Source organism: Bacillus sp. AR2-1 (assembly GCF_008368755.1).
Classification (GTDB): Bacteria; Bacillota; Bacilli; order Bacillales; family Bacillaceae_G; genus Bacillus_A; species Bacillus_A wiedmannii.
Window position 1 is genome coordinate 482,978 of record NZ_QORY01000007.1, and the last position, 24,451, is coordinate 507,428.

The window sequence follows — 24,451 nt, forward strand, 5'->3', positions numbered from 1 at the left end:
TTATATGATGGAACAAACTCAACTCGTTTCCGTTATTGTCCCGCTGTATAATGCGGAAAAATACATTGAAGAGACGATGGAATCAATACTGAATCAAACATATAAAAATATTGAAATTGTAATTGTTGATGATGGAAGTAAAGATCAATCATCTTCTATCGTGAAAGATTTCAAGAAAAAATACCCTGAACAAATAAAATATATTTTACAAGAAAATCAAGGCGTTTCCGTTGCTCGTAATACAGGAATTGAAAATGCAAATGGAGAATATATTTCTTTTCTTGATAGTGATGATTTATGGCATTCAACAAAAATTGAAAAGCAAATTGAAAGCATGCACAAAAACAATATGAATGCCTGCTATTGTGGATATATGAACTTTTACGAAGAAACTGGTGAAAAAGTTGAAAACACGACAAACTTTGTAAAAGGGAATATGACAAAGGCGTTCTTAACACATCAAGTTTTTGCCCAAACAAGTACTTGGATTTTCAAAAAATCAATCGTGATGGATCATAACATTCGTTTTACACCAGGATGTAGCTGGGGAGAAGACTTAGAATTTCTTTTTAAATTAATGAGTGTAACAAATGTATGTTATGTGGATGAATATTTAACGTATTATCGAATCCTATCAGGAGGAAATCTTTCTTCAAATTATAAAGATTATGAATTAAAAACGACAAAAGAATTAGAAGTATTTAATCGAATGAAAGATTGGATTCATAATAAATCAAAAGACTTGATCACAAATGATTCTACAGAACTGATTGAAATACTTGAAACTTATCTATTCCCATATACAGTCATTAACAATGCTTGTATATATATTAAAGGACACACTAAACTAGATAAATCCAAGGTTCAATTAATCAAAAGCGATATAAAGAAATATTGCCGCAAAATCTATTCGAAAAATGGAAAACGAAGTAAGAAGTTATATGCTATGCTTTGGTTTGTACGCATCAAATTTTTATTTTCTTAAATAAAAGAATATGCTTTTAAACATTTTTGCCGTAAACAAATTAAATTTACAAATAGGACAAGTATGTCCTGACGAATAGAAAGGTCTTTTCCCATGAAAACAAACAAAATCCTTAAAAATGCCTCCTACCTCTTTGTAGGAAATATTACTGTTCGATTTGTACTTGCTATTGCTACAATTCTCTTTGCAAGATATGTTTCACCAGATGAGTATGGGAAGTTTACAGTTGCATTAGCAGTTTCCGCTGTCATTTGTTATTTTACAGATGCAGGTTTGACACATACGTTTATGCGTGAAGGAACAAGAAGCGACGCTAACATTAGTGTATTAATAAGTAGTTATTTACGGATTCGTTTAGTATTAGCTATCGTAATTTCTGTACTCTTCGCTATTTTCGCTCAGTTCTTCTACACGGATGCCTATTTACGTGCCATGGTATATTGGGTTGTACTACCAACCATGTTTGGAGCCACTTTACAAGGCGTTGGGATGGCTTATTTCCAAGTAACAGAGCGTATGCAATTTACAGCGATTATTTCTGTACTGCAAGGTATAACAGCAGCTGCTGCGCTTCTAATAGGAATGTCATTTAAATGGTCACTTATGATGGTCGCTGCTATGTACGGGATATCCAGTCTTGTAACAGGGCTTATCGCCTTCTTAATGGTACTCCGCCATACAAAAGTTCATAAAGGCTGGGACAAAGGAATTTTAGATCAACTGCTTATTTTCACAATTAATGGCATTATTATTATGCTTTTACCGCAGTTAGGTCCTATTATATTAGAAAAAGTTTCAATACATGAACAAGTTGGATTCTTTGGGGCTGCCTATAAAATACCTGCTGTACTTTACCAAATACCTGGTGTAATTGCAGCAGCCTTTTATCCAAAATTATTCGCTTTCGGAAATGAAAAAAATATTGAAGAACATAGAAGGCTATCTCAGTTTGAATTAAAACTTATGTCCTTCTTAGGTATGGGAATTTCTATCCCATTTATTGCCGATCCGAGTTTTTGGATTGTAACTTTATTAGGTGAAAAATATGCACCAGCTGGTGATGCACTTGCAATTTTAGCCTTTATGGTCATTTTACAATCTATCAACTATCCACTTGCCGATAACTTAACAACAATCGGACAACAGTGGAAGCGTGCGACAATAATGGGAATTGGATTGGTTGTTGCCATCATAAGTTACATCATTTTAGGTAGCAAATTTGGAGTGATGGGAGCTTCTGTAGCAGCTGTCCTTACTGAAGTTACTTTATTAATTGGATTTACTTTATTTGTCCGTAAAGGTTTCGGACTATTATTTAAAGGAATTATATTTAATAGTCTCGCATTTATAATTAGTTACGTTCTATACCGAACAATATTAATTAGCTTGCCACCATTAGTAGCTTTAACACTTACTGGTATATTGTACGGCATTATCGGCCTTGCCATTGATCCACAAATACGCAGGTTACTTTTAGGGTTCGTAAATAAAAAGCTTGGCAAGAACATAGCATAAAGCGAAACTTTAATCAGCGGAAATTTTACAGCGTGTTAATGCGGGATAAAAGTCGCTTTCTTTCTCGAATTTATGAGAAAGAAAGCGACTTTTTATTTACTATTATTATTCGTATGTAAAATTATTTCTTTTAATCCCTCATAGATATGGAGTTTTAGACAGAATGCCCTTATTCTCTTCCAGAATAATACAAAAATCTATTTTCAAAAATATACATTTTTGAAATGATAGCATTATATCAAAGAATTTAGTATCATGATTCAAGACACTATTTAGAAATGAACGGAGGACATTATGAGCTTATTAACTGTTGAAAAATTAGGTCATACATTTGGTGATCGTACATTATTTAAAGATGTATCTATGCGCTTACTTGCAGGGGAACACGTTGGATTAGTTGGAGCAAACGGTGTTGGTAAATCAACATTTATGAATATAATTACTGGTCAGCTTATCCATGACGAAGGTCGTGTAGAATGGACGCCTGGTACAAATTACGGTTACTTAGACCAACATACCATTTTAACACCTGGTCGCACGATCCGTGACGTATTAGCAGATGCGTTTTTACCTTTATTTGAAAAAGAAAAAGCTTTAAATGAAGTTACAGAAAAAATGGGAACTGCTACACCAGAAGAATTAGAGGAGCTTCTTGAGCAAATGGCGGAAATTCAAGATGCCCTTGAAGCAGGTGGCTTCTATTTATTAGATATGAAAATTGAAGAAGCAGCACGTGGTCTTGGAATTGACGCAATTGGCCTAGATCGTGATGTTGCGGCGTTAAGTGGTGGACAACGTACAAAAGTATTACTTGCAAAGTTACTACTTGAACAACCAGAAGTACTACTATTAGATGAGCCTACCAACTATTTAGACGTTGAACATATTCATTGGTTAACAAATTATTTAAAAGAATATCCACATGCATTCCTATTAATTTCCCATGATACGGAATTTATGAATAAATGTGTCGATGTTATTTTCCATCTAGAGTTTACAAAAATGACGCGTTATACAGCGACATATGAAAAATTCCTAGAACTAGCGGAAATTAATAAAAATCAGCATATTAATGCTTACGAAAAACAAAAAGAGTTTATTAAAAAACAAGAAGATTTTATTGCGAAAAATAAAGCGCGCTACTCAACGACAGGTCGTGCAAAGAGTCGTCAAAAACAACTCGATCGTATGGAACGTATCGATCGTCCTGAAACAGCAATTAAACCTGAATTCTCATTTAAAGAGAGTCGCGCAAGTAGCCGATTCGTCTTTGAAGGAGAAAATGTAGAGATTGGATATACACATCCGTTATTACCAAAATTAACGATGACAATCGAACGTGGTGAAAAAATTGCAATCGTTGGATGTAATGGTGTCGGTAAGTCAACACTATTAAAAACGATTTTAGGTAAAATTAAACCATTAAGCGGAAAAACAAGTCTTGGTGACTTCTTAAACCCATCATACTTCGAGCAAGAAGTAAAAGCTGATAATATAACACCAATTGATGATGTTTGGAATACATTCCCTAGCTTAGACCAACATCAAGTACGTGCAATGTTAGCGAAATGCGGTTTAAAAAACGAACATATCTCTCGTCCACTGAATCAATTAAGCGGTGGCGAACAAGCAAAAGTTCGTTTATGTAAACTAATGGGCGAAGAAAGTAACTGGCTACTCTTTGATGAGCCAACAAACCACCTTGATGTTACAGCAAAAGATGAGCTGAAAAAAGCGATGAAAGCATACAAAGGAACAATTCTTCTTGTATGTCACGAACCAGACTTTTATGAAGATTGGATAACAAAAACTTGGGATGTAGAACAATGGGCCCAAGAAAATTCTTAATCACCTGAAATCATCCTTTTACACACTTAGTGTGTAAAAGGATTTCCCCTTAAAATAGCAATAAAATTCAATAAGGAGTTTTTAATTATAATGCAAAGTCCATTTTTTCTAAAACTCAATACATTTTGTGTAAAATCCTTGTTAGTGCTATGTCTCATTATTTCTGCAGCTATTACATGGCAATCCGTATACATAGTTAGAGGACAATCCCAAACTCGTTTACTTATTATAGTCCCAATTATTATTCTAATTGGTCTTCTATTTTTATTAATCGGCTATATTTCCAACAAATATATGTCAAAACTAATATTCACTATTTCACTTATTATTTTAGCTTTCTCTATTCGATTAATCTGGGTTCTTAATATCCAAACTCCTGTCGAATCGGATTTTGCTATGATGTACAATGGAGCCGTGCAAGCAACTAAAGGAGATTTTAGTTTTGCCCAAAGCACATATTATACTTCATGGGTTTATCAACTTGGATTTACAATGTACCAAGCTTTTATTATTAATTTATTTGGTGAAGGAACCTTCCTTCTAAAGTTCTTAAACGTATTATATTGCACAGGAACAACATTACTCGTTTACAAAATAACTTCTCACATATTTAATGAGTGGTCCGGACGTGTGGCTGGTTTACTATATGCAATATATATCCCAAGCATCGTATTAAGCTCAGTCCTAACAAATCAACATCTGGCTACATTCTTATTTTATCTTGGGTTTTATTTATTAATTACAAAAGGCCTAAGCCATAAATATATGTGGATTTTTATAGGGATTTCGCTTTCTTTAGGTGATATCATGCGCCCGCTTGGTGCTATCATCCTAATTGCAGTAACTATTTATGTCTTTTTACAAGGTATATTAGGGAAATCAAAACAAGATATTTTCACTTCCATTAAAAAACTTTGTGGAATTTTCGTCGTATTTTACCTTGTACATTACATTATAAGTTATTCATTTATATATGCCGGAATTACACAATATCCATTATCTAACCGTGACCCTCTCTGGAAATTCACAGTAGGGTTTAACCATGAAACAAAGGGTGGCTATTCTGCAGCGGATGCAGAATATATTATGTCCCTTGAAATCGGTGAAGAACGCAAAGCTGCTGAAAAAAAGCTGATTCAAGAGCGACTGGCTGATCCACAAAGAGTTTTATCTTTATTTGGTGATAAGTTCACACTCATGTGGGCAGATTACGACTCCGCTCCATTATGGAGTTTACTGACACTAGGGGACACGGATAATGATATGATTACTTTAAAAGATGACCTTACGAAATATGAAAAGTATATGTACATTACAGCTATGCTCTTTAGCACATTAGCGCTTCTTTATCTCATATTGACTAAGCAAAATAACACGCATTATACACTATTTTTATTATTAATAATTGGTTACGTAACTGTTCATTTCTTAATCGAATACCAAACAAGATACCGATACTTCATCATTCCTAGCTTTACAATTCTTCAAAGTTACGGTCTATATTTATGCTATCGATTTATATCGAACAGAAAGACCTCAAAAGTATAAAGTGAAACTTTGATCAACGGGGATTTAATTATCAAAATAAATGAAAATAAAATAGGAAAAGGCATGAGCCCGGTGCAATACCAAGCTCATGCCTTTTTATTTATATCTATATTTTCTTTTTTATTGTAAGCGTAATTTATACCAAAGGCAGCCAAAATTATCATAGGTATTGTAGCTGAATAATGATATCTTGATGCCACTTCTACTAATAACTGCGCTATTGTTAACCCTATTGTATATAAGCAAATCATAAATAGAATTGATTTAGTTTTATTTTTTATCATTATTAATACACCTAATATTGAGGTCACAATTAAGAAGTAATAAAAAATGTTAGATGCCACGGTATATCTTACTACATTATCTAGTACAGGCTCGGCGTAAGAAACTGCTGCACTATCTTCACTTAAAAAGACAAAGAATTTATCAGAAAATAATTTCATAAAATCGATATTGTCGTTTAATATTCTGTTTTTCGCCTCTTCTAGCATTTTTTGCTGCGCATCCTCAGCGGTCCAACCTGGTTTATTATTATACTTAAATAATAATTCCGCATCTGGCATGTTCCACTTCCCAGATTCTTCCTGATTAAATCCCACATAAATATTATAGCCTGGAGCTGATGCTATCTCTTCACCTAAGCGTAATGTTATATACTGATTGCTCGCCAAGGAAAAAATAACATACCCAATAACGATAACCCCTACATACACTATCTTATTTAATAATATTTTTTTATTTCCTATGTGCTTCGTGTTAATAATAAATAACCATATTACTAGGGCTATAATTGGAACAGCTGCAATTGGTCGTACCATATTCATTAATACAAGTAGCGCCGCTAATAAAATCGAATACACAAGTAATTTTTTTATACTCATATTGTGAATCTTCTCATGAACACTTATCATAACTGTCCAAATTAATAATAGTAGTGTACAATACAACGGCTCTGACAATGCAAACATGTTATAAATCGTTTGCGAAGGCAATACTATCCATAAAATACTTGCTGTTATTGCTGTTCTAACTCCACCAATTTTTCTAGCTATAACATATATTAACCCCATTGATATTGTAGTTAAAACAACATTTACAATAGGCGCTACCATATGACTAGCTCCAAATATTTTTAAGAAAATACTTAAAAATGAGGCGTAACCAAAAATATGTGGAAATAATGCAATATAATTATTATCAATAACAAATTCTTTACTTAATGCTTCTGCAGTATAATAAAACGTAGCATAATCAACCAATGGCTGAATTTTGTATGTAAGAACCCACGTTAATTTAACTGCTAAGCAAACAATTACTAACACAAAAAAGCATTTTTTCTCATTGAATTTTTCTAAATATAAAGAACTTTTTTTAAGTACATAGGACCCAATTGTACACAAAAGTACAACCCCAGTTACTATCATTGTGTAATTATATTTTTGCGTATCCGAAAAATAATCCATAATTAATATTGAGGCAAAAAAGACATATATCATGTATACTGCACGTGTAGAAAGAGTCGATAACCCTTTTGAAAATAATCCCAATACAATCTACTCCTTTAAACGTTGGTACAAAAACACCGTTATGTACTGTATAAGACTGAAGAACTTTATAACTAATCAACAGTAATGAAAATCAAAAACATTCTTATTTTCATTACTGTATGTATAATTATTCAAGTATCCTCAATAATGACGTACAAACCGTATTACAAATCACTATACATGAATCATTTTGATATTTCCATATTCAACTCCCTGTAACTAATTAATCGAATAAATAACTATATTAATAAATATACATAGAAATAATACGTTCAATTAAATATCCACAAGCTTAAATTACCGAAACATTAGATCTACTCAATTTCATTAACACTTCAATATAAACTATGCTATAATTGATAGTTGTTATGTATGAATAATCTTTCTGCATTTCCTATTTTATTTATATATTTTATAAAGATGAGGATACTATTATGGAGAAACTCTTAAAGTTTGGTTTAGTAGGAATCTTTAATACGCTTATTACAATTATTAGCTTTTGGATATTATTAAAATTTGGGATGAACTACCTTATTGCAAATACCATTGCCTATTCAATTGGTGTTGCCAATAGCTACTATTGGAATAAAAATTGGGTGTTTAAACCTAATAATAAAAGCACGTCAATGTTCTTTAAATTTCTAACTGTAAATTTAATTGTATTTGCTTTTAATACATTATGTTTATTTATATTAGTAGATAAACTTACCTTTAATGCGTTAATCGCACAGATTTTTGCAATTGGTGTCGGAATGGTTATCAATTTTGTCCTTAATAAAATTTGGACATTCAACCAAACTGAAAAGGCTACTAATTAAATTTGAACAACTTATTAAAAATACGGAGGATACAACATGCAAAAATTAATTTCGGTTGTAGTTCCTATGTACTTCGAGGAAGAAGTAGCACAGGAATGTTATAACCGTTTAAAGTCCGTTATGCTTCAAAATGATATTAATTACGAGTTTGTCTTTGTAAACGACGGTAGCACAGACCGTACAATGGAAATCTTATCTGAGATTGCAGCAAATGATTACCGTACAAAAATCGTTAATTTCGCACGTAACTTTGGACACCAAATAGCTGTTACAGCTGGTATTGCTGCTGCAAAAGGTGACGCTATTGTAATTATCGATGCAGACTTACAAGATCCACCTGAAGTTATTCCTGAACTTATTGCAAAATGGGAAGAAGGATATGAAGTTGTTTATGCAAAACGTAAACAACGTAAAGGTGAGACTTGGTTTAAACTTTTAACAGCTAAATATTTCTATAAATTCTTAAACTACATGTCTGATATCGATATCCCAAAAGATACTGGTGATTTCCGAATCATCGATCGCAAAGTAGCTGATGTTTTCAATCAAATGACTGAACGAAATCGCTTCATCCGCGGTATGATGTCTTGGGTTGGCTTCCGTCAAACGTATGTTGAATATGAACGCGATGAGCGCTTTGCTGGTGAAACAAAATATCCATTAAAGAAAATGATTAAATTTGCATCAGACGGCATTATTGCATTTTCAACAAAACCATTACGTATCGTTATGACTTTAGGTTTATTATCAGTTCTTATTTCAATAATCGTCTTACTATATACAATTACTGTAAAAATTATTGGTACTGGTACGCAAACAGGTTGGGCATCTATTATGGTTGCTATTACATTCTTTAGCGGTATTCAGTTACTTGGTCTTGGAATCGTTGGCCAATATATTGCTCGTATTTATGACGAGAGTAAAAACCGTCCGATTTATATCGTAAAAGAAACAATCAATATTGAGCAAGAAGAGACTACACAAACAAAAGAAAAAGTGAATGCATAATAAAAAGGTAACAATGAAAACCATCATTGTTACCTTTTTATATTGTAATACCCCATAATCCTCAAACGAAATTCTTTTAAATTTGGATATATCTCTAAATTAGATAACATCCCTTGAATGACCGGTATCCTTGGATTTTGCAATCTCATTTCTGCCTCCAAAACATCTAATGTAACAAGCAATTCCTCATCTTCTAGTTGATCAGCTAATGTGCGTTTAAAAACAATAATTTCTTTTAAAAAGTGTTCCTTAACCTGCTCCTTAATAAGCTCTGATTTGCAAAGAAATTCCCCAAGCTTTTCTTCATGTAACACAGGTTCTTCCGAAGATTCTACCAATCCATCTACTAAATCATCTACTCTTTTCAAAATAAAAGCAGAAACATAAGATAAGTCAATTTCTGGTGCTTGTAAAATGATTAGTTCTAAATATCCACGGCATATACCTTCTACCATAATGACTAAATCTAATAAATAAGGCATAACCTTTTCACCATAAATAGACAATAAACTATTCCGATAAAATGCATGAGACTCTAACTTCATCCTCATCATAAACCCTTCTACTTCTTTATTAAAAGGTATAGCATTTTCCCTCGCATGCATAATAATAAATTCTTTATGCTTTTGTATATCGTTAAACTGACAATGCAATTGCTTTGCAAATTTTTCACGCGGCAATAACGATTCTTGTTCAATATCCAGCATTTTATTTTGAATCTTGTCATAGTAATATCGAAGTGTCGCTAATAAAAGCTCATCTTTCGATTTAAAGTATAAATAGAAAGCACCCTTAGATATGCCACAAGCTGTCACAATTTCCTGTACTGATGTCGCATTTACACCCTTAGTCGCAAATAACTTCATGGCCATCTCTATAATTAAACGCTCTTTTTCTTTCATATCATGTCTCTCCTAAATTTAATCTCGCATCTTATTATGAATTTATTATACCATCCCTTTTCATTGACGACTGACCAATCAGTCAGTTATATTATGTATTAGACTGACCAGTTGGTCAATACAATACAAAGGGAGCGCAAACATGAACAAAATCATTAATTTCTCGTTAAAAAATAAGTTCGCAGTTTGGCTACTAACCATTATTGTTACCATTGCAGGTATTTATTCTGGGCTGAATATGAAGCTGGAAACAATTCCTGATATTACAACACCTGTTGTAACAGTAACTACGGTTTATCCTGGTGCTACACCAGAAGAAGTAGCTGACAAAGTTTCAAAACCGATGGAAGAGCAACTACAAAATTTAAGTGGTGTAAACGTTGTTAGTTCATCATCTTTTCAAAACGCATCTTCTATTCAGGTAGAATATGATTTTGATAAAAATATGGAAAAGGCTGAAACAGAAATTAAAGAAGCTCTCACAAATGTGAAACTCCCAGAAGGTGTAAAAGACCCGAAAGTTTCACGTGTAAACTTCAATGCCTTTCCAGTTATTTCGTTAAGCGTAGCAAGTAAAAATGAATCTTTAGCTGCCTTAACTGAAAATGTAGAAAAAAATGTTGTTCCCGGATTAAAAGGACTTGATGGGGTCGCATCTGTTCAAATTTCAGGTCAACAAGTAGATGAAGTACAACTTGTCTTCAAGAAAGATAAGATGAAAGAATTAGGTTTAAGTGAAGATACTGTAAAAAATGTAATTAAAGGATCGGACGTATCTTTACCACTTGGCTTATATACATTTAAAGACACAGAAAAATCAGTTGTTGTAGATGGAAATATTACAACAATGAAAGCATTAAAAGAATTAAAGATCCCAGCTATACCTTCATCACCGAGCGGTCAAGGTAGTCAAAACGCTGGAGCTGGTACACAAACACCGCAAATGAATCCAGCGGCTATGAACGGGATTCCGACAGTTACATTAGATGAAATTGCTGACATTAAAGAAGTCGGAAAAGCAGAATCTATTTCTCGAACAAATGGAAAAGAAGCAATTGGAATTCAAATTGTGAAAGCTGCTGACGCGAATACTGTTGATGTTGTAAATGCAGTGAAAGATAAAGTAAAAGACCTTGAGAAAAAATATAAAGACTTAGAGATTATTTCAACATTCGACCAAGGTGCACCGATTGAGAAATCAGTAGAAACAATGCTGAGCAAAGCTATTTTTGGTGCTATATTTGCGATTGTTATTATTATGCTGTTCCTACGAAATATCCGAACAACATTAATCTCTGTCGTTTCCATACCACTTTCTTTATTAATTGCTGTATTAGTCATAAAACAAATGGATATTACGCTTAATATTATGACACTTGGAGCAATGACAGTCGCTATTGGACGCGTTGTTGATGACTCCATTGTTGTTATTGAAAATATTTACCGACGAATGTCGTTATCAGAAGAGAAACTGCGCGGAAAAGATTTAATTCGTGAAGCTACGAAGGAAATGTTTATTCCAATTATGTCTTCTACCATTGTAACAATTGCTGTATTCTTACCTCTTGGACTAGTAAAAGGCATGATTGGTGAAATGTTCTTACCATTTGCCTTAACTATCGTCTTCGCTTTATTAGCATCGTTACTAGTAGCAGTTACAATCGTGCCGATGTTAGCTCACTCTTTATTTAAAAAAGAGAGCATGAGGGAAAAAGAAGTACATCATGAAGAAAAACCAAGTAAATTAGCAAACGGGTATAAACGCATACTTGCATGGGCTTTAAATCATAAAATCATCACATCAAGCATTGCTGTCCTTCTATTAGTTGGTAGTCTTGCACTTGTGCCAATTATCGGTGTAAGTTTCTTACCGTCTGAAGAAGAAAAAATGATCATTACAACGTACAACCCTGAACCAGGTCAAACGTTAGAAGACGTTGAAAAAATCGCAACGAAAGCTGAGAAGCACTTCCAAGATAATAAAGACGTCAAAACAATTCAATTCTCATTAGGTGGCGAAAACCCAATGAGTCCTGGTCAATCAAATCAAGCAATGTTCTTCGTACAATATGATAACGACACGAAAAACTTCGAAAAAGAGAAAGAACAAGTCGTTAAAGATTTACAGAAGATGTCTGGAAAAGGCGAATGGAAAAACCAAGACTTCGGAGCAAGTGGCGGTAGTAATGAAATCAAACTATACGTTTACGGAGATAGCTCGGAAGACATTAAACCTATTGTAAAAGATATTCAAAATATCATGAAGAAAAATAAAGACTTAAAGGATATAGACTCTAGTATTGCAAAAACGTATGCAGAGTACACTTTAGTCGCAGATCAGGAAAAACTAAGTAAAATGGGTCTAACGGCTGCACAAATCGGAATGGGACTTTCTAATCAACATGATCGCCCTGTTCTGACAACAATTAAAAAAGACGGTAAAGATATCAATGTATATGTCGAAGCTGAAAAACAAAATTATGAAACAATCGATGACTTAACAAATCGTAAAATTACAACGCCACTTGGTACTGAAGTGGCTGTAAAAGATGTTATGACTGTAAAAGAAGGGGAAACTTCGAATACAGTGAAACACCGCGATGGCCGTGTTTATGCAGAAGTAAGTGCAAAACTAACATCTGATGACGTTTCAAAAGCATCTGCCGCTGTTCAAAAAGAAGTAGATAAAATGGATCTTCCTTCCGGTGTAGATGTTTCTATGGGCGGTGTTACAAAAGATATTGAAGAATCATTCAAGCAACTTGGCTTAGCGATGGTAGCTGCGATTGCCATTGTATACTTCGTTCTTGTCGTTACATTTGGCGGTGCCCTTGCACCATTCGCAATTTTATTCTCGCTACCATTTACAATTATCGGAGCTCTTGTTGCCTTATTAATCTCTGGTGAAACGTTAAGTGTCTCTGCAATGATTGGTGCACTTATGTTAATTGGTATCGTTGTAACAAACGCAATCGTGCTTATCGACCGCGTTATTCATAAAGAAAATGAAGGTCTATCAACACGTGAAGCTTTATTAGAAGCTGGTGCTACACGCCTTCGCCCTATTTTAATGACTGCAATTGCAACAATCGGGGCTCTTATCCCACTTGCATTAGGATTTGAAGGTAGCGGCTTAATTTCTAAAGGACTTGGTGTAACAGTAATTGGTGGATTAACAAGTTCAACGTTATTAACACTTCTTATTGTTCCAATCGTTTATGAAGTATTAAGCAAGTTCAAAAAGAAAAAAGTAAAATAAAAAAATAACCTCGCTAATTGCGAGGTTATTTTTTATTCCCAAATACGACTAGAAAATCACCATATCCTTCTTTCTCTAATTCCTCTTTTCGGATAAATCGAAGGGCTGCGGAATTAATACAGTAACGAAGACCATTTGGTCCTGGGCCATCCGGGAATACATGGCCTAGATGTGAATCTCCCTCTTTGCTTCTCACTTCCGTACGCGTCATATTATGACTGACATCCATTTTTTCTTTCACACTTGCTGACATAACTGGCTTCGTAAAGCTAGGCCATCCACACCCACTATCAAACTTATCTAAAGAAGTAAATAACGGTTCTCCTGAAACGATATCTACATAAAGACCTTCTTCATTATGATTCCAATACTCATTTCGAAATGGCGGTTCTGTACCATTTTCCTGTGTTACATAAAACTGCATCTCATTGAGTTTTTCTTTTAAATGAGTATTATCTTTTGGCCAATGTTGTTTAATAAAAGCATCTCGTCCTGATCCTTTACGGTATAACTCATAGCGGAATGTATTTTTCTTATGATATCCTTGGTGATAGTCTTCAGCTGGATAAAACGTAGCTGCTGGTAATATTTTTGTCGCAATTGGTTTTGAAAAGCGTCCACTCTTTGCAAGCTCTTCTTTTGAAGCCTCTGCTTTTTTATGTTGTTCTTCATTGTGATAAAAAATTACTGTTTCGTAAGACTGTCCACGATCGTGAAATTGTCCTCCTATATCAGTCGGATCAATTTGTCTCCAATATATATTTAATAACTCTTCATACGGCATTTTATTTGAATCAAATGTAATTTGTACTGCCTCATAATGTCCCGTCGTTTCTGAACATACTTCTTTATATGTTGGACTCTCTTTATGACCACCTGTATAACCAGAAACAACCTTTATAATTCCTTCCATCTCTTCAAATGGCGAAACCATACACCAGAAGCACCCTCCAGCAAATGTAGCTAACTCTACCTTTTCATTTACAGCCATTATTTCACCCCTATTCTATCTTCTGCTTACAGTATGGCATAAAAAACATCATGTTATAAAAGAAAAAGCATCGAACATCGATGCTTTTTCTTTACTTCACCTTATTTTTTCTGGCGTCATTCTCTATTTCATCACTTGTCACATCTAAGACATCTAATAAGAAAATGAAGATTGGAATACCGATAATTAATCCCCATACACCTAAGAAGTGTTCTGAGAAGATTAATACCATAAATGTATAGAAGATCGGTAAGTTTGTTTTTTGCGACATGAACTTCGGATTTAACACGTAACTTTCAAGCGCATGAATTACTGTTACGATAATTAAAATATAAACAACGTACATAATACCGCCAATATTGTAAGCAATCATACAAAGCGGGAATAACGAAATGATAACCCCAGCTACTGGAATTAAACCGAGTAAGAAGATCATTAACGCTAAACCTAATAATTGCGGGAATCCTAATATCCATAGTGCAATAACGGATAAAACACAGTTAACAACTGCAATTAAAAATTGTGCTTCAATTATTTTTCCGAATGAACGTGCAAATTTCTTACCGAAGTACTCAATTTCAGTATAGAAAATTGCAAGTCGGCTTTCTTTAAATTTTGCAGTAAAAGCAACGATCCGAGCTTTCTCCAATAAGAAAAATAAACTTAAAATTAAAGAAAGTAACACTTGAAGGCCAAATTTCCCAACATTCGTAATCGATTTATACAAAATGTCAACGCCTTGTCCTACATATTTCGAAAGTTCCATATGATTGACAGCATTAACTGCATACTTAATTAATTCACTATCCGGTGGGTTTCTTAAAAATACGTTAAATTGATAAATCAATTGTGAAATTTGTATCGTTAATACTGGTAAATATTTAAATAGCGTAATAGCAATTCCACCAATTAACATTACATATAGAAACGCTATAATAATTTTTCGGTTAATAGGCATGAAATGATCTAATTTGCGAGAAATAAACTTTTGGAATCGATCCATTAAATATGTGAGAATAAACGTAATTAAAATTAAATTCAACATACTTTGCAGCCCGTATAACACGAGAGCAAGTATTACTAATACGAGAAACCTCTGAAATCCTTTGCTTTGAAACAGGTTTTTTATTTGCATAATCGACGAGTACTCTCTCCTGTCCTATAAAGTAAAACGTTAATAAGTAGATTTTTTCTCTCTTCTCTACCTTTAATTATTCATTCATATAAAGATTTTTATAAACTTATTATAGATCTCTCTTAGCAGATCCTATAGTAGCTTACTTCTTATTTTACAATACAATGACCTAATTCAAAACGTATTCTACACAGTATTAATGAAGATTTAAGGAAACTTACATTTTATTAACATAGGTCTTACCACTACTGTAACATAAAAAGCAAGCTATCAGTAGAAATCTGTCCTACAAATAGCTTGCTTTTCTCGTTTTTTTAAGTAAATTTTACTATCCAATGAATGGCATAAACATCGGTATGACAACTACAGTTACAACCCCAACTACTGTTACAGCAATACTTGCCATAGCTGCCTCTACTTCACCCATTTCAATTCCTACTGCCACTCCTAATGCGTGACCTGCTGTTCCAAGTGCTAAACCTTTTGCAATTGGATGTTTTACTCGAAATGTTTTTAAGAATAATGCTCCTAATGCGTATACAATAACTGCGTTAAAAATAACTGCAAACGATGTAATTGCTGGTATACCACCAATACTTTCAGAGATTGGTAATGCAATTGCTGTTGTTGCTGCTTGTGGTAACATTGAATTCATTACTGCTGTATCTAAACCAATTGCTTTTGCAACAATAAACACGACAATTACTGAGCAAATAGATCCAACCACGATAGCCGATAAAATTTGCCACCAATATTTTTTTAACTTATCCACTTGTTTATATAATGGAATTGCAAACGCGATTGTTGCTGGTTCTAAGAAGAAGCTAATCATTTTTCCACCAGTATTATATTCTTCAAAAGTAAAGTTACCTACTTTTAGAAAGACAATCCCTAATACCATCGCTACGAATAATGGTGTGAATAAGAAGAACCCTTTTGAATGCTTAAATAATAACGTTCCGATTCCGTATGCGATTAATGAAACGACGATTCCGAAATATGGAGTCATTGTGCTTGCCATGTTCATTCCCTCCTAGCAATATATACTAAATTGGTTACGCAACTTTTCCGTGCTTGCGTCCTTTATTTACTACTTTCAATTCTTTCGTATCTTCTATTTCTTTATCGTCTTTTCCTAAAATAAATTGTGCAAATAATCCTGTTACAGCAAGTAAAATAATTGTTGCGACAACAATTACAGTTAAAATTTGTACAAAGTATTGTCCCATTATACCGAGAGAATTAATAACCGAAATACCTGATGGAACGAAAAGGAATCCGATAATACCTGTTAAAGCCGTTCCGAGTGATTCAACTTGTTCCAATTTAATAACTTTTAAACATAATAGGCTAAATAAAATAACTAATCCGATCACCGATGAAGGCATCGGAATTGGTAAATGCGTTGCAATAATATTAGAAACTAACATAATAGCTGAAAATATGAATGCTTGTGATAAGAAACTATACACTTTTTTCGTACTCATTTTGGCCACCTCTTTCGATTTGGTACCTTTATTGTATAAGATAAAAACAAAACTGTAAGCGTTTTCATATCGGAACGTCAAATATACAAAATTAGTTACAAAAATAGGCAGATGAAATGCAAAAAGCTACTTCTTAAATACGAAGTAGCTTTTTGAGTTCTTTTGCATATGTACGGCTAACAGGTACTTTTGATCCTTCTTTCATAATTAAATTATATGTAGAATTGAACCATGGTTGTATTTCCGTAATATGATTAATATTTGCAATAAAACTGCGATGGACACGCATAAAACTTGCTTGTGGCAACTTCTTTTCCAAAATTACAAGTGTATCGTGTGTTACATACGTTTCTCTCATTGTTTTTACTGTCACTTTTCCATCCACAAGTCCTACATATATAATATCTTCAATATTCACAAGTACAATCGATTCCTCAATTGGTAATGCTAATTTATGCATCTCGGTCGTTACGTCTACACTCTTTACCTCTTGATTTGTTTCTAATTTTATTTGTTTTTGCTTTTTATATTTCTTTAATGTCTGTACGATACGTTCTTCATCAAATGGTTTTAAAATGTAGTCTAACGCGTCTACTTCAAATGCTTGCAGCGCATATTGATCATAGGCAGTAGCAAACACAATTGCAGGGGGATTTTTCATCTTCTTTAATATATTTGCAATTTCAAATCCGTTATCATCAGATAGCTGAATGTCTAGGAAAACAATATCTGGTTTGTTTTTCATTAATTCCTCTAATGCATCCTCTACACAATCCGCCTCACCAATTATCTCTACTTCTTTCGTTTGCTCTAATAAATATTTCAATTCATCACGTGCTAACATTTCATCGTCAACTACTAATACTTTTAACACTCCGTTCTTCCTCCCCTATTTTTTTAGGAATAACAAAAGTAATCTCTGTCCCCTCATTTAATTCACTTTCAATTTGAAGCATTGTCTCTTTCCCAAATAACCCGATAAGTCGTTCATTAATATTATATAAAGCTGTTCCAGTCCCTTTCTTTGACGACACTACCATTTTTCCTAATTGTTCTAAGCGTTCTTCCTCAATTCCTTGTCCATTATCTTTTACTTCGAAGTGAACCATGCCCCCTTTTTCAAAAACATGCACTTCTACTTCGCATACTGGCTGTTTCTTCGGAAAACCATGTCGCAACGCATTTTCAACCAACAGTTGAAGAACAAATGGTGGTACTAATGTTGTCTTTAACTCTTCCTCAATATACATCTTTACTTCATACTTATTTGGGAATCTTGCTTGTTCTAGTGATAGGTATGCCTGTACATGGTTTAATTCTTGTTCTAGTGGAATCAACAACTGACGTGCCCCTTGCAAATTACAACGAAAATACACGCTAAGCTGCAATAATAACTTCCTTGCCTTTTCTACATCTGTTCGGCATAAAGCTGATACGGTATTAATTGCATTAAATAAAAAATGCGGATTGATTTGTGCTTGTAACGCTTTTATTTCGGCATCTTGCAATAACTTACTTTGTAACTCTGCTTCACCTAACTCAAGCTGTGTAGAAAATATTTTTGCTAGCCCTTCCGCTAGCTCTTCTTCCACACGACTTAATTGATTAGAGTTTTTAAAATAAAGCTTTAATGTTCCTATCGTATTCCCATGTGAAGTTAGTGGAATAACAACTGCCGCTTGTAATGGACACCCTTCATGCTGACAATTAATACTTTCACGTGATTTCGCTTTCATTATTTTCCCTGTTTTTAATACTGATTTTGATAAACCTGTTATTAAACTGTGTGAAGGAATATGATGATCTGACGCTAATCCAACGTGAGCCAATATTTTCTCTGTATCTGTTAAGGATACCGCATCTGTTCCCGTAAAGCGGTGAATAATTTGTGCCACATGTTTACAAGAATCTTCTGTTAATCCTCTGCGAAAATATGGCAATGTTTTGTCAGCAATTCGTAATACTTTATGCGTTTGCAGAGCTTTCGCATTTTCTTCCTGGCGCAAAATAGCTTGTATCATAGAAAGTAAAATAAAACTTCCGAAACTATTTACAAGGATCATAGGTATCGCAATTGTTTTCACGATACTAATTCCATCCTCTACGATTAATAAGATCATAATCATTTCTAAAGAAACGATAAACACGCTTAAAATCGCTGAAAATTTAGGCGTAATTGCACGATTATATTTTTTGAAAATGTGTCCAATATACCCAGTTATAACACCTGCTAAAATTGAAGAGATTGCACAACTTAGCGCTGTCGTCCCGCCAAGCATATAACGGTGAATACCAGCAATCGATCCTACTCCAATTCCGACGATAGGACCACCAAGTAATCCACTAATTCCAACACCCATAATACGTGTATTCGCAATTGTACTAGATGACGAAACACCTTGTAGCCAATTTTCATTCATAATTGTATTCCCCGCAATTTCAATTCCCGTGTAATTGCTGACAATTGTAAACACTGAAAAAATACAAATAAGCTTAAGCTTATCTACATACCCATCTTGTCTATGAAGAAGGCGCCTGAACGTTCTAATATGAGAAAGTAAAAATCCTAAAATAACAATAAGTCCGACACGTTCAATCATCATAAGTACTAAATTTAGCATCTGTGATTCATTCCTTTTTATATGAGTTAGTTTTATTATGGGAAAATAATGAAGTGGGCGTCAAGAAGAATGCAATATCTTTTGAAATATTTTACACATAACTATCCCCTCTGTATTTGACAACCTAATAGAAGAGTGCTAAAAATAAAGTAATATAATACAGTCCTTTAACCCAACCCCGTGAGGTTGAGAAGGAAGTCGGAATATACTATACGTATGGTCTTTTTTAGAGATACGTATGCTTTTTTGGCCTTCTCATCATATCAGGTGAGAAGGCCTTTTGTTATTCTTCCATAGCGACTGTAGAAGAAAATAAGGAGGAGTAATGATGAACGTTACTACTGATGTACAATCAACAACAGAGGAAACGAAGGAGAAAAGATATAAAACATTGTTTGGTTCTGCGCTAGGATATGCAGCAGAAGGTTTAGATATGTTGCTCTTATCTTTCGTACTGGTCTACATTTTAAAAGAATTTCATTTGAGCCCTGTTGAAGGTGGAAACTTAACATTAGCTACCACAATAGGAATGCTAATCGGGTCTTATTTATTTGGATTTATTGCTGATTTATTTGGGCGTATCCGTACGATGGCCTTCACAATCTTACTATTTTCACTCGCAACAGCACTTATTTATTTCGCAACAGATTATTGGCAATTATTAATTCTTCGCTTTTTAGTTGGAATGGGAGTTGGTGGTGAATTCGGGATTGGAATGGCCATCGTAACTGAAACATGGTCTAAAGAAATGCGCGCTAAGGCGACATCCGTTGTTGCACTTGGATGGCAATTTGGCGTACTAATTGCTTCACTCCTTCCAGCATTTATCGTCCCGCATTTCGGATGGAGAGCTGTTTTCTTATTTGGACTCATTCCCGCTCTACTAGCTGTTTACGTCCGCAAAAGTTTAAGTGAACCGAAAATATGGGAACAAAAACAACGATACAAAAAAGAATTGTTACAAAAAGAAGCTGAAGGTCATTTAACAACTGCTGAGGCAGAACAACTAAAGCAAATGAAAAAGTTCCCACTTCGAAAGTTATTTGCCAATAAAAAAGTAACGATAACAACAATCGGTCTTATTATTATGTCATTCATCCAGAACTTCGGATATTATGGAATTTTCACATGGATGCCAACTATTTTAGCGAATAAATATAACTACACATTAGCAAAAGCGAGCGGTTGGATGTTCATCTCTACAATCGGCATGCTAATTGGAATTGCAACTTTTGGTATTCTAGCCGATAAAATTGGCCGCCGTAAAACTTTTACAATCTATTATGTCGGTGGTACTATATATTGTCTCATTTACTTCTTCTTATTCACAGACTCAACATCATTGTTATGGGGAAGTGCACTGCTTGGATTCTTTGCCAATGGCATGATGGGGGGATTCGGAGCAGTTTTAGCTGAAAACTACCCTGCTGAAGCTCGCTCGACAGCAGAGAACTTTATTTTCGGTACAGGACGTGGGTTAGCTGGATTTGGACCTGTTATTATCGGCTTACTTGCTGCAGGTGGTAATTTAATGGGAGCACTATCTCTCATCTTCATTATTTATCCAATTGGTTTAGTTACAATGCTATTATGTGTCCCAGAGACGAAAGATAAAGTATTAGAATAGATTGGAACTGTACAGGGTACTATCTCCTTCGAGAAAAGTAGTTAAATAAATAGTAAAGAGGAAGCATCTCAAATGAAATGCTTCCTCTTCTTATATAAATACAATTATTTATTTTGATTTACTAGCTTTTTGGAACAAGAAGGAAGTTTTCTCTTCTTCTTTTACAATACCTTGTTTTAAGGCTAATTCCCCTGCAACTTTAGGCGCTAGCCATAGCATCGGGAATAACAGAATAGATACCGGAACAGCCGTCACTACAATGAAGGATTGTAAGGCGTTAATACTTCCCTCACCCATATATAAAAGAATCGCCGCAACTGCGCCCATAATAAGCGACCAAAAAACTCGCAAACTAATTCTAGGATTTCCATCTCCAGTCACTGCCATTGAAATTGAATAAGCCATTGAATCTCCTGTTGTCACTACAAATAAAATTGTTAATAAAAGAAATGCAGGTCCAATAATATTAGATAGTGGCAGTTGCTCTGTAATTGCAATCATAGCCGCTGGCATACCAGATTCACTTAATGCCACCGAGATAGAACCAGGATTCATTAACTCATAAAACACACCTGATCCCCCTAGTATAGTAAACCAAAACGTTGTAATAATAGGTGCAATAATTCCAATTGCAACGATGATTTCTCGGATTGTTCTTCCTCTTGAAATTCGGCTCACTAAAATTGCCATCATCGGTCCATATCCAATAAACCATCCCCAGAAAAAGATTGTCCACGATCCTAACCAAGCTGTATCACCACGATATGTGCTCATTGGAATAAATTCATTTATATAAAATCCAAACGAAGACACAAATGAATCAATAATAAATCCACCTGGTCCAAACAGTAATACGAATACCATTAATAAAACTGCTAACCTAACATTTAAATTACTTATAATTTGAATCCCTTTATCAATTCCCGTTACCGCAGATATAGTAGAAACAGCTACTACACAAACAATAATGGCTAATTGAGTAGTAAACACATCAGGAATGTTAAACAATGCTTGTAACCCATAACTTGCTTGTAGTCCTAAAAATCCGATTGGACCAATCGTCCCTGCAGCTACCGCAATAATGGCAAATACATCGATCATTGTTCCAAGCCAACTCTTTCTCAATCTCTCCCCAAAGATAGGATATAAAAGCGTTCGAGGTTTTAACGGCATATCTTTATGATAATGCCCGTACATCATAACTACCGCACTAATTGTACCTAAAATCGTCCAAGCCAGGAAACCCCAGTGCATATAACTTTGTGCTAAAGCAGGCATTACCGCTTCTTTCGTCCCAGCAGTTATACCTTCATGTATTGGTGGCACCGTCATCAAATGGTACATCGGCTCTGCAGCTGCCCAAAAAACGCCACCTCCAGCAAGTAATGTAGACATAATAATAGCGAGCCATTTTGTCGTACTAATCTCAGGTTTTTCTAGCCCCCCAAGTTTAACTCTCCCATATTTTGAAAACGCCATACACATTGCAACAACAAATGTACCAATTAATAAAACTTGCCAAAAGGCACCAAAATATTTAATTGAAGCTGCAAAACTGCTATTAATGACTCCCTCTACGTAACTTTTATTTAAAATAACTGCAATTACAAATAATAAAAGTGAGCCACCACTAATAAGAAATACAGGCCAATCCGTTTTTCGACTCTTCATTCTCATTTACACTTCCTCCTTCCTCAGCAATCTAAAAAAACAACTTTATTATGTTTTATTGTTTACATCCAAAACACAATGATTATATAAGCATAATAATTCATCAATTTTCTACACACTTATGTTGTCCCTAAAAATATGCTAAATCCCTTATTTAAAAGAAAATTTCTATTCCTATTACATAAAAAAGCAAAACAAAAGACCTTATATTTCTATAAGGTCTTCGAAACAGAAATTTGATTATAACATAAGGAACTCCTTCGTTCAAAAAGCCCCTTCCAAAAATAACCGAGAGTAAAGGCTTCCATTTGCTACGTAACAGTAATTTAAAAAAATTATAATTTGCATAAAAAACTATACTAAATATTATTTATGAAAGAAATTTGGCTTCAAAATTTCATTCGGATACGGTTTATGATAAATATGAGTGGTAGCTGGAGATAATGGCGGAATGAGCCACACCCAATTGCCCGTTACAACACGACCACAAGCTACTTCTTGCTTCTCAAATTGTTGAAATTGTTGTGCAGCAGTATGATGGTCAACAATACTAACTCCTTGTTTTTTAAAAGAATGTAACACAGCTACGTTTAATTCAATTAACGCCTTATCTTTCCATAACGTACCGTTTCTCGATGTATCGAGCTTCATCATCTCCGCAACAGCCGGCAGTAAATTATAACGATCATGATCCGCTAAGTTACGCGCCCCAATCTCCGTCCCCATATACCATCCATTGAACGGAGCAGCTGTATAGGAAATACCGCCAATTTCTAAGCGCATATCTGAAATCATTGGAACCCCATACCATTTTGCTCCTAAAGATGAGATTGGGTACTCTGGATGTTCAATTGGTACCTCTTTCACTTCTTTTTTAGGAATTTCTTTATATACAGATTCTTTTCCATCGACAGAAAAAACAAGTGGCAATACATCGAAATTCGTACCTTCTCCTTGCCAGCCAAGTTCATGGCAAAAATCCGTAAACGCAGTGGAATGAGAGTCACCAATCACTCCCATTTCTGTTTTATATCCTGCATACCTAATCAATTGGTGATTATAAATTCGTATATTATTTTCTTCACCTTGATATTGCTTAAAAATTGTAATTGTCGGTTTAACTTTCCCATCGTTCGTTGCATATTTAATATGATGAATTAATGCATTGTATACACCTTCCTCATCATTTACTTCACGTGCATCTAATATGTGCATCTTACTCCAAAATAGTCTTCCAATACATCGATTACTATTGCGCCATGCCATTCGTGATCCATGAACAAGTTCTTCAAATGTATGCTCATACGTCCCCGTCTTCTCTATCTCAACTTGAATTTCTTTTATTCTCTCTTCTATGAATTGTTCTTTATTAAGTTCTTTATAGCAAACCGTAATAAAATGACTCGCTTCCTCTATTAATTGTTTCGTTTTACTCATAAACGATCTCCTTCTATTTCAACAAAACGTTACTACTTTACAGTATAAGCAA

The 24,451-nt window shown here is 34.3% G+C and carries 18 protein-coding genes; 8 read left to right on the forward strand and 10 right to left on the reverse strand.

Annotated elements, in window-relative coordinates; translation table 11 throughout:
* The first annotated feature begins 4 nt into the window (after positions 1 to 4).
* The 4 genes from DT250_RS09230 to DT250_RS09245 all read left to right on the forward strand — a co-directional run bounded on the left by DT250_RS09230 (position 5) and on the right by DT250_RS09245 (position 5,896).
* Positions 5 to 985, forward strand: a complete 981-nt coding sequence (locus tag DT250_RS09230; protein ID WP_149212972.1) for a glycosyltransferase family 2 protein — start codon at positions 5 to 7, stop codon at positions 983 to 985.
* A gap of 93 nt (positions 986 to 1,078) precedes the next feature.
* A complete protein-coding gene (locus tag DT250_RS09235) occupies positions 1,079 to 2,500 on the forward strand; it encodes an oligosaccharide flippase family protein (protein ID WP_046955472.1) in 1,422 nt (473 codons plus the stop codon).
* A gap of 294 nt (positions 2,501 to 2,794) precedes the next feature.
* Positions 2,795 to 4,348 (forward strand): ABC-F family ATP-binding cassette domain-containing protein, encoded by a 1,554-nt coding sequence (locus DT250_RS09240; protein ID WP_046955471.1) that lies wholly within the window; start codon positions 2,795 to 2,797, stop codon positions 4,346 to 4,348.
* A gap of 90 nt (positions 4,349 to 4,438) precedes the next feature.
* Positions 4,439 to 5,896: a glycosyltransferase family 39 protein gene (locus DT250_RS09245; protein ID WP_149212973.1), complete on the forward strand. Its 1,458-nt coding sequence runs from the start codon at positions 4,439 to 4,441 to the stop codon at positions 5,894 to 5,896.
* A gap of 86 nt (positions 5,897 to 5,982) precedes the next feature.
* Here DT250_RS09245 and DT250_RS09250 read toward each other — a convergent pair whose 3' ends face one another.
* A complete protein-coding gene (locus DT250_RS09250; protein WP_149212974.1) occupies positions 5,983 to 7,443 on the reverse strand; it encodes a glycosyltransferase family 39 protein in 1,461 nt (486 codons plus the stop codon).
* A 434-nt stretch (positions 7,444 to 7,877) separates the two neighbouring features.
* Here DT250_RS09250 and DT250_RS09255 point away from each other — a divergent pair, with 434 nt between their 5' ends.
* Both DT250_RS09255 and DT250_RS09260 read left to right on the forward strand, forming a co-directional pair.
* Positions 7,878 to 8,261, forward strand: a complete 384-nt coding sequence (locus DT250_RS09255) for a GtrA family protein (RefSeq protein WP_000413287.1) — start codon at positions 7,878 to 7,880, stop codon at positions 8,259 to 8,261.
* A gap of 36 nt (positions 8,262 to 8,297) precedes the next feature.
* Positions 8,298 to 9,269: a glycosyltransferase family 2 protein gene (locus tag DT250_RS09260; protein ID WP_001170707.1), complete on the forward strand. Its 972-nt coding sequence runs from the start codon at positions 8,298 to 8,300 to the stop codon at positions 9,267 to 9,269.
* Between the two features lie 29 nt (positions 9,270 to 9,298).
* Here DT250_RS09260 and DT250_RS09265 read toward each other — a convergent pair whose 3' ends face one another.
* Entirely contained in the window at positions 9,299 to 10,171 is an 873-nt protein-coding gene (locus DT250_RS09265; RefSeq protein WP_149212975.1) for a TetR/AcrR family transcriptional regulator, read from the reverse strand.
* A 142-nt stretch (positions 10,172 to 10,313) separates the two neighbouring features.
* Here DT250_RS09265 and DT250_RS09270 point away from each other — a divergent pair, with 142 nt between their 5' ends.
* Entirely contained in the window at positions 10,314 to 13,430 is a 3,117-nt protein-coding gene (locus DT250_RS09270) for an efflux RND transporter permease subunit (RefSeq protein WP_149212976.1), read from the forward strand.
* 25 nt (positions 13,431 to 13,455) lie between these two features.
* On the opposite strand, the gene msrB is transcribed toward DT250_RS09270, so the two are convergent.
* The 6 genes from msrB to lytS form a co-directional block, all read right to left on the reverse strand.
* On the reverse strand, positions 13,456 to 14,421 hold the full coding sequence (gene msrB, locus DT250_RS09275; protein WP_149212977.1) for a peptide-methionine (R)-S-oxide reductase MsrB: 966 nt from the start codon (positions 14,419 to 14,421) through the stop codon (positions 13,456 to 13,458).
* A 91-nt stretch (positions 14,422 to 14,512) separates the two neighbouring features.
* Entirely contained in the window at positions 14,513 to 15,556 is a 1,044-nt protein-coding gene (locus tag DT250_RS09280; protein ID WP_149212978.1) for an AI-2E family transporter, read from the reverse strand.
* A 328-nt stretch (positions 15,557 to 15,884) separates the two neighbouring features.
* The gene (gene lrgB / locus DT250_RS09285; protein ID WP_000168869.1) at positions 15,885 to 16,577 is read right to left on the reverse strand and encodes an antiholin-like protein LrgB; all 693 of its coding nucleotides are present in this window, start codon (positions 16,575 to 16,577) and stop codon (positions 15,885 to 15,887) included.
* 34 nt (positions 16,578 to 16,611) lie between these two features.
* Positions 16,612 to 17,043 (reverse strand): antiholin-like murein hydrolase modulator LrgA, encoded by a 432-nt coding sequence (lrgA, locus tag DT250_RS09290; protein ID WP_149212979.1) that lies wholly within the window; start codon positions 17,041 to 17,043, stop codon positions 16,612 to 16,614.
* Between the two features lie 133 nt (positions 17,044 to 17,176).
* The gene (locus DT250_RS09295; RefSeq protein ID WP_048542820.1) at positions 17,177 to 17,917 is read right to left on the reverse strand and encodes a LytR/AlgR family response regulator transcription factor; all 741 of its coding nucleotides are present in this window, start codon (positions 17,915 to 17,917) and stop codon (positions 17,177 to 17,179) included.
* Positions 17,895 to 19,664, reverse strand: a complete 1,770-nt coding sequence (lytS, locus tag DT250_RS09300; RefSeq protein ID WP_149212980.1) for a two-component system sensor histidine kinase LytS — start codon at positions 19,662 to 19,664, stop codon at positions 17,895 to 17,897. The genes DT250_RS09295 and lytS overlap by 23 nt, the downstream gene beginning before the upstream one ends.
* 328 nt (positions 19,665 to 19,992) lie before the next feature.
* Between lytS and DT250_RS09305 the strand changes: the two genes are divergently transcribed.
* A complete protein-coding gene (locus DT250_RS09305; RefSeq protein WP_149212981.1) occupies positions 19,993 to 21,291 on the forward strand; it encodes an MFS transporter in 1,299 nt (432 codons plus the stop codon).
* Positions 21,292 to 21,399: 108 nt separating this feature from the next.
* Here the strand turns inward: DT250_RS09305 and DT250_RS09310 are convergent, their stop codons facing one another.
* Together DT250_RS09310 and DT250_RS09315 are read right to left on the reverse strand one after the other, a co-directional pair.
* The gene (locus tag DT250_RS09310; protein ID WP_149212982.1) at positions 21,400 to 22,968 is read right to left on the reverse strand and encodes a BCCT family transporter; all 1,569 of its coding nucleotides are present in this window, start codon (positions 22,966 to 22,968) and stop codon (positions 21,400 to 21,402) included.
* Between the two features lie 360 nt (positions 22,969 to 23,328).
* Positions 23,329 to 24,399 carry a nitric oxide synthase oxygenase gene (locus DT250_RS09315; protein ID WP_149212983.1) on the reverse strand — a complete coding sequence of 357 codons (1,071 nt, stop codon included), beginning with the start codon at positions 24,397 to 24,399 and terminating at the stop codon, positions 23,329 to 23,331.
* Positions 24,400 to 24,451 lie beyond the last annotated feature (52 nt).

Bases quoted from the DNA above. Each gene is read 5' to 3' on its own strand.
- msrB (WP_149212977.1), bottom strand. From the start codon at position 14,421: ATGGCTGTAAATGAAAAGGTAGAGTTAGCTACATTTGCTGGAGGGTGC.
- lrgB (WP_000168869.1), bottom strand. From the start codon at position 16,577: ATGGCAAGCACAATGACTCCATATTTCGGAATCGTCGTTTCATTAATC.
- DT250_RS09240 (WP_046955471.1), top strand. From the start codon at position 2,795: ATGAGCTTATTAACTGTTGAAAAATTAGGTCATACATTTGGTGATCGT.
- DT250_RS09265 (WP_149212975.1), bottom strand. From the start codon at position 10,171: ATGAAAGAAAAAGAGCGTTTAATTATAGAGATGGCCATGAAGTTATTT.
- DT250_RS09305 (WP_149212981.1), top strand. From the start codon at position 19,993: ATGAACGTTACTACTGATGTACAATCAACAACAGAGGAAACGAAGGAG.
- DT250_RS09255 (WP_000413287.1), top strand. From the start codon at position 7,878: ATGGAGAAACTCTTAAAGTTTGGTTTAGTAGGAATCTTTAATACGCTT.
- DT250_RS09230 (WP_149212972.1), top strand. From the start codon at position 5: ATGATGGAACAAACTCAACTCGTTTCCGTTATTGTCCCGCTGTATAAT.
- DT250_RS09260 (WP_001170707.1), top strand. From the start codon at position 8,298: ATGCAAAAATTAATTTCGGTTGTAGTTCCTATGTACTTCGAGGAAGAA.
- DT250_RS09245 (WP_149212973.1), top strand. From the start codon at position 4,439: ATGCAAAGTCCATTTTTTCTAAAACTCAATACATTTTGTGTAAAATCC.
- DT250_RS09270 (WP_149212976.1), top strand. From the start codon at position 10,314: ATGAACAAAATCATTAATTTCTCGTTAAAAAATAAGTTCGCAGTTTGG.
- DT250_RS09315 (WP_149212983.1), bottom strand. From the start codon at position 24,399: ATGAGTAAAACGAAACAATTAATAGAGGAAGCGAGTCATTTTATTACG.
- DT250_RS09310 (WP_149212982.1), bottom strand. From the start codon at position 22,968: ATGAGAATGAAGAGTCGAAAAACGGATTGGCCTGTATTTCTTATTAGT.
- DT250_RS09235 (WP_046955472.1), top strand. From the start codon at position 1,079: ATGAAAACAAACAAAATCCTTAAAAATGCCTCCTACCTCTTTGTAGGA.
- lytS (WP_149212980.1), bottom strand. From the start codon at position 19,664: ATGCTAAATTTAGTACTTATGATGATTGAACGTGTCGGACTTATTGTT.
- DT250_RS09280 (WP_149212978.1), bottom strand. From the start codon at position 15,556: ATGCAAATAAAAAACCTGTTTCAAAGCAAAGGATTTCAGAGGTTTCTC.
- lrgA (WP_149212979.1), bottom strand. From the start codon at position 17,043: ATGAGTACGAAAAAAGTGTATAGTTTCTTATCACAAGCATTCATATTT.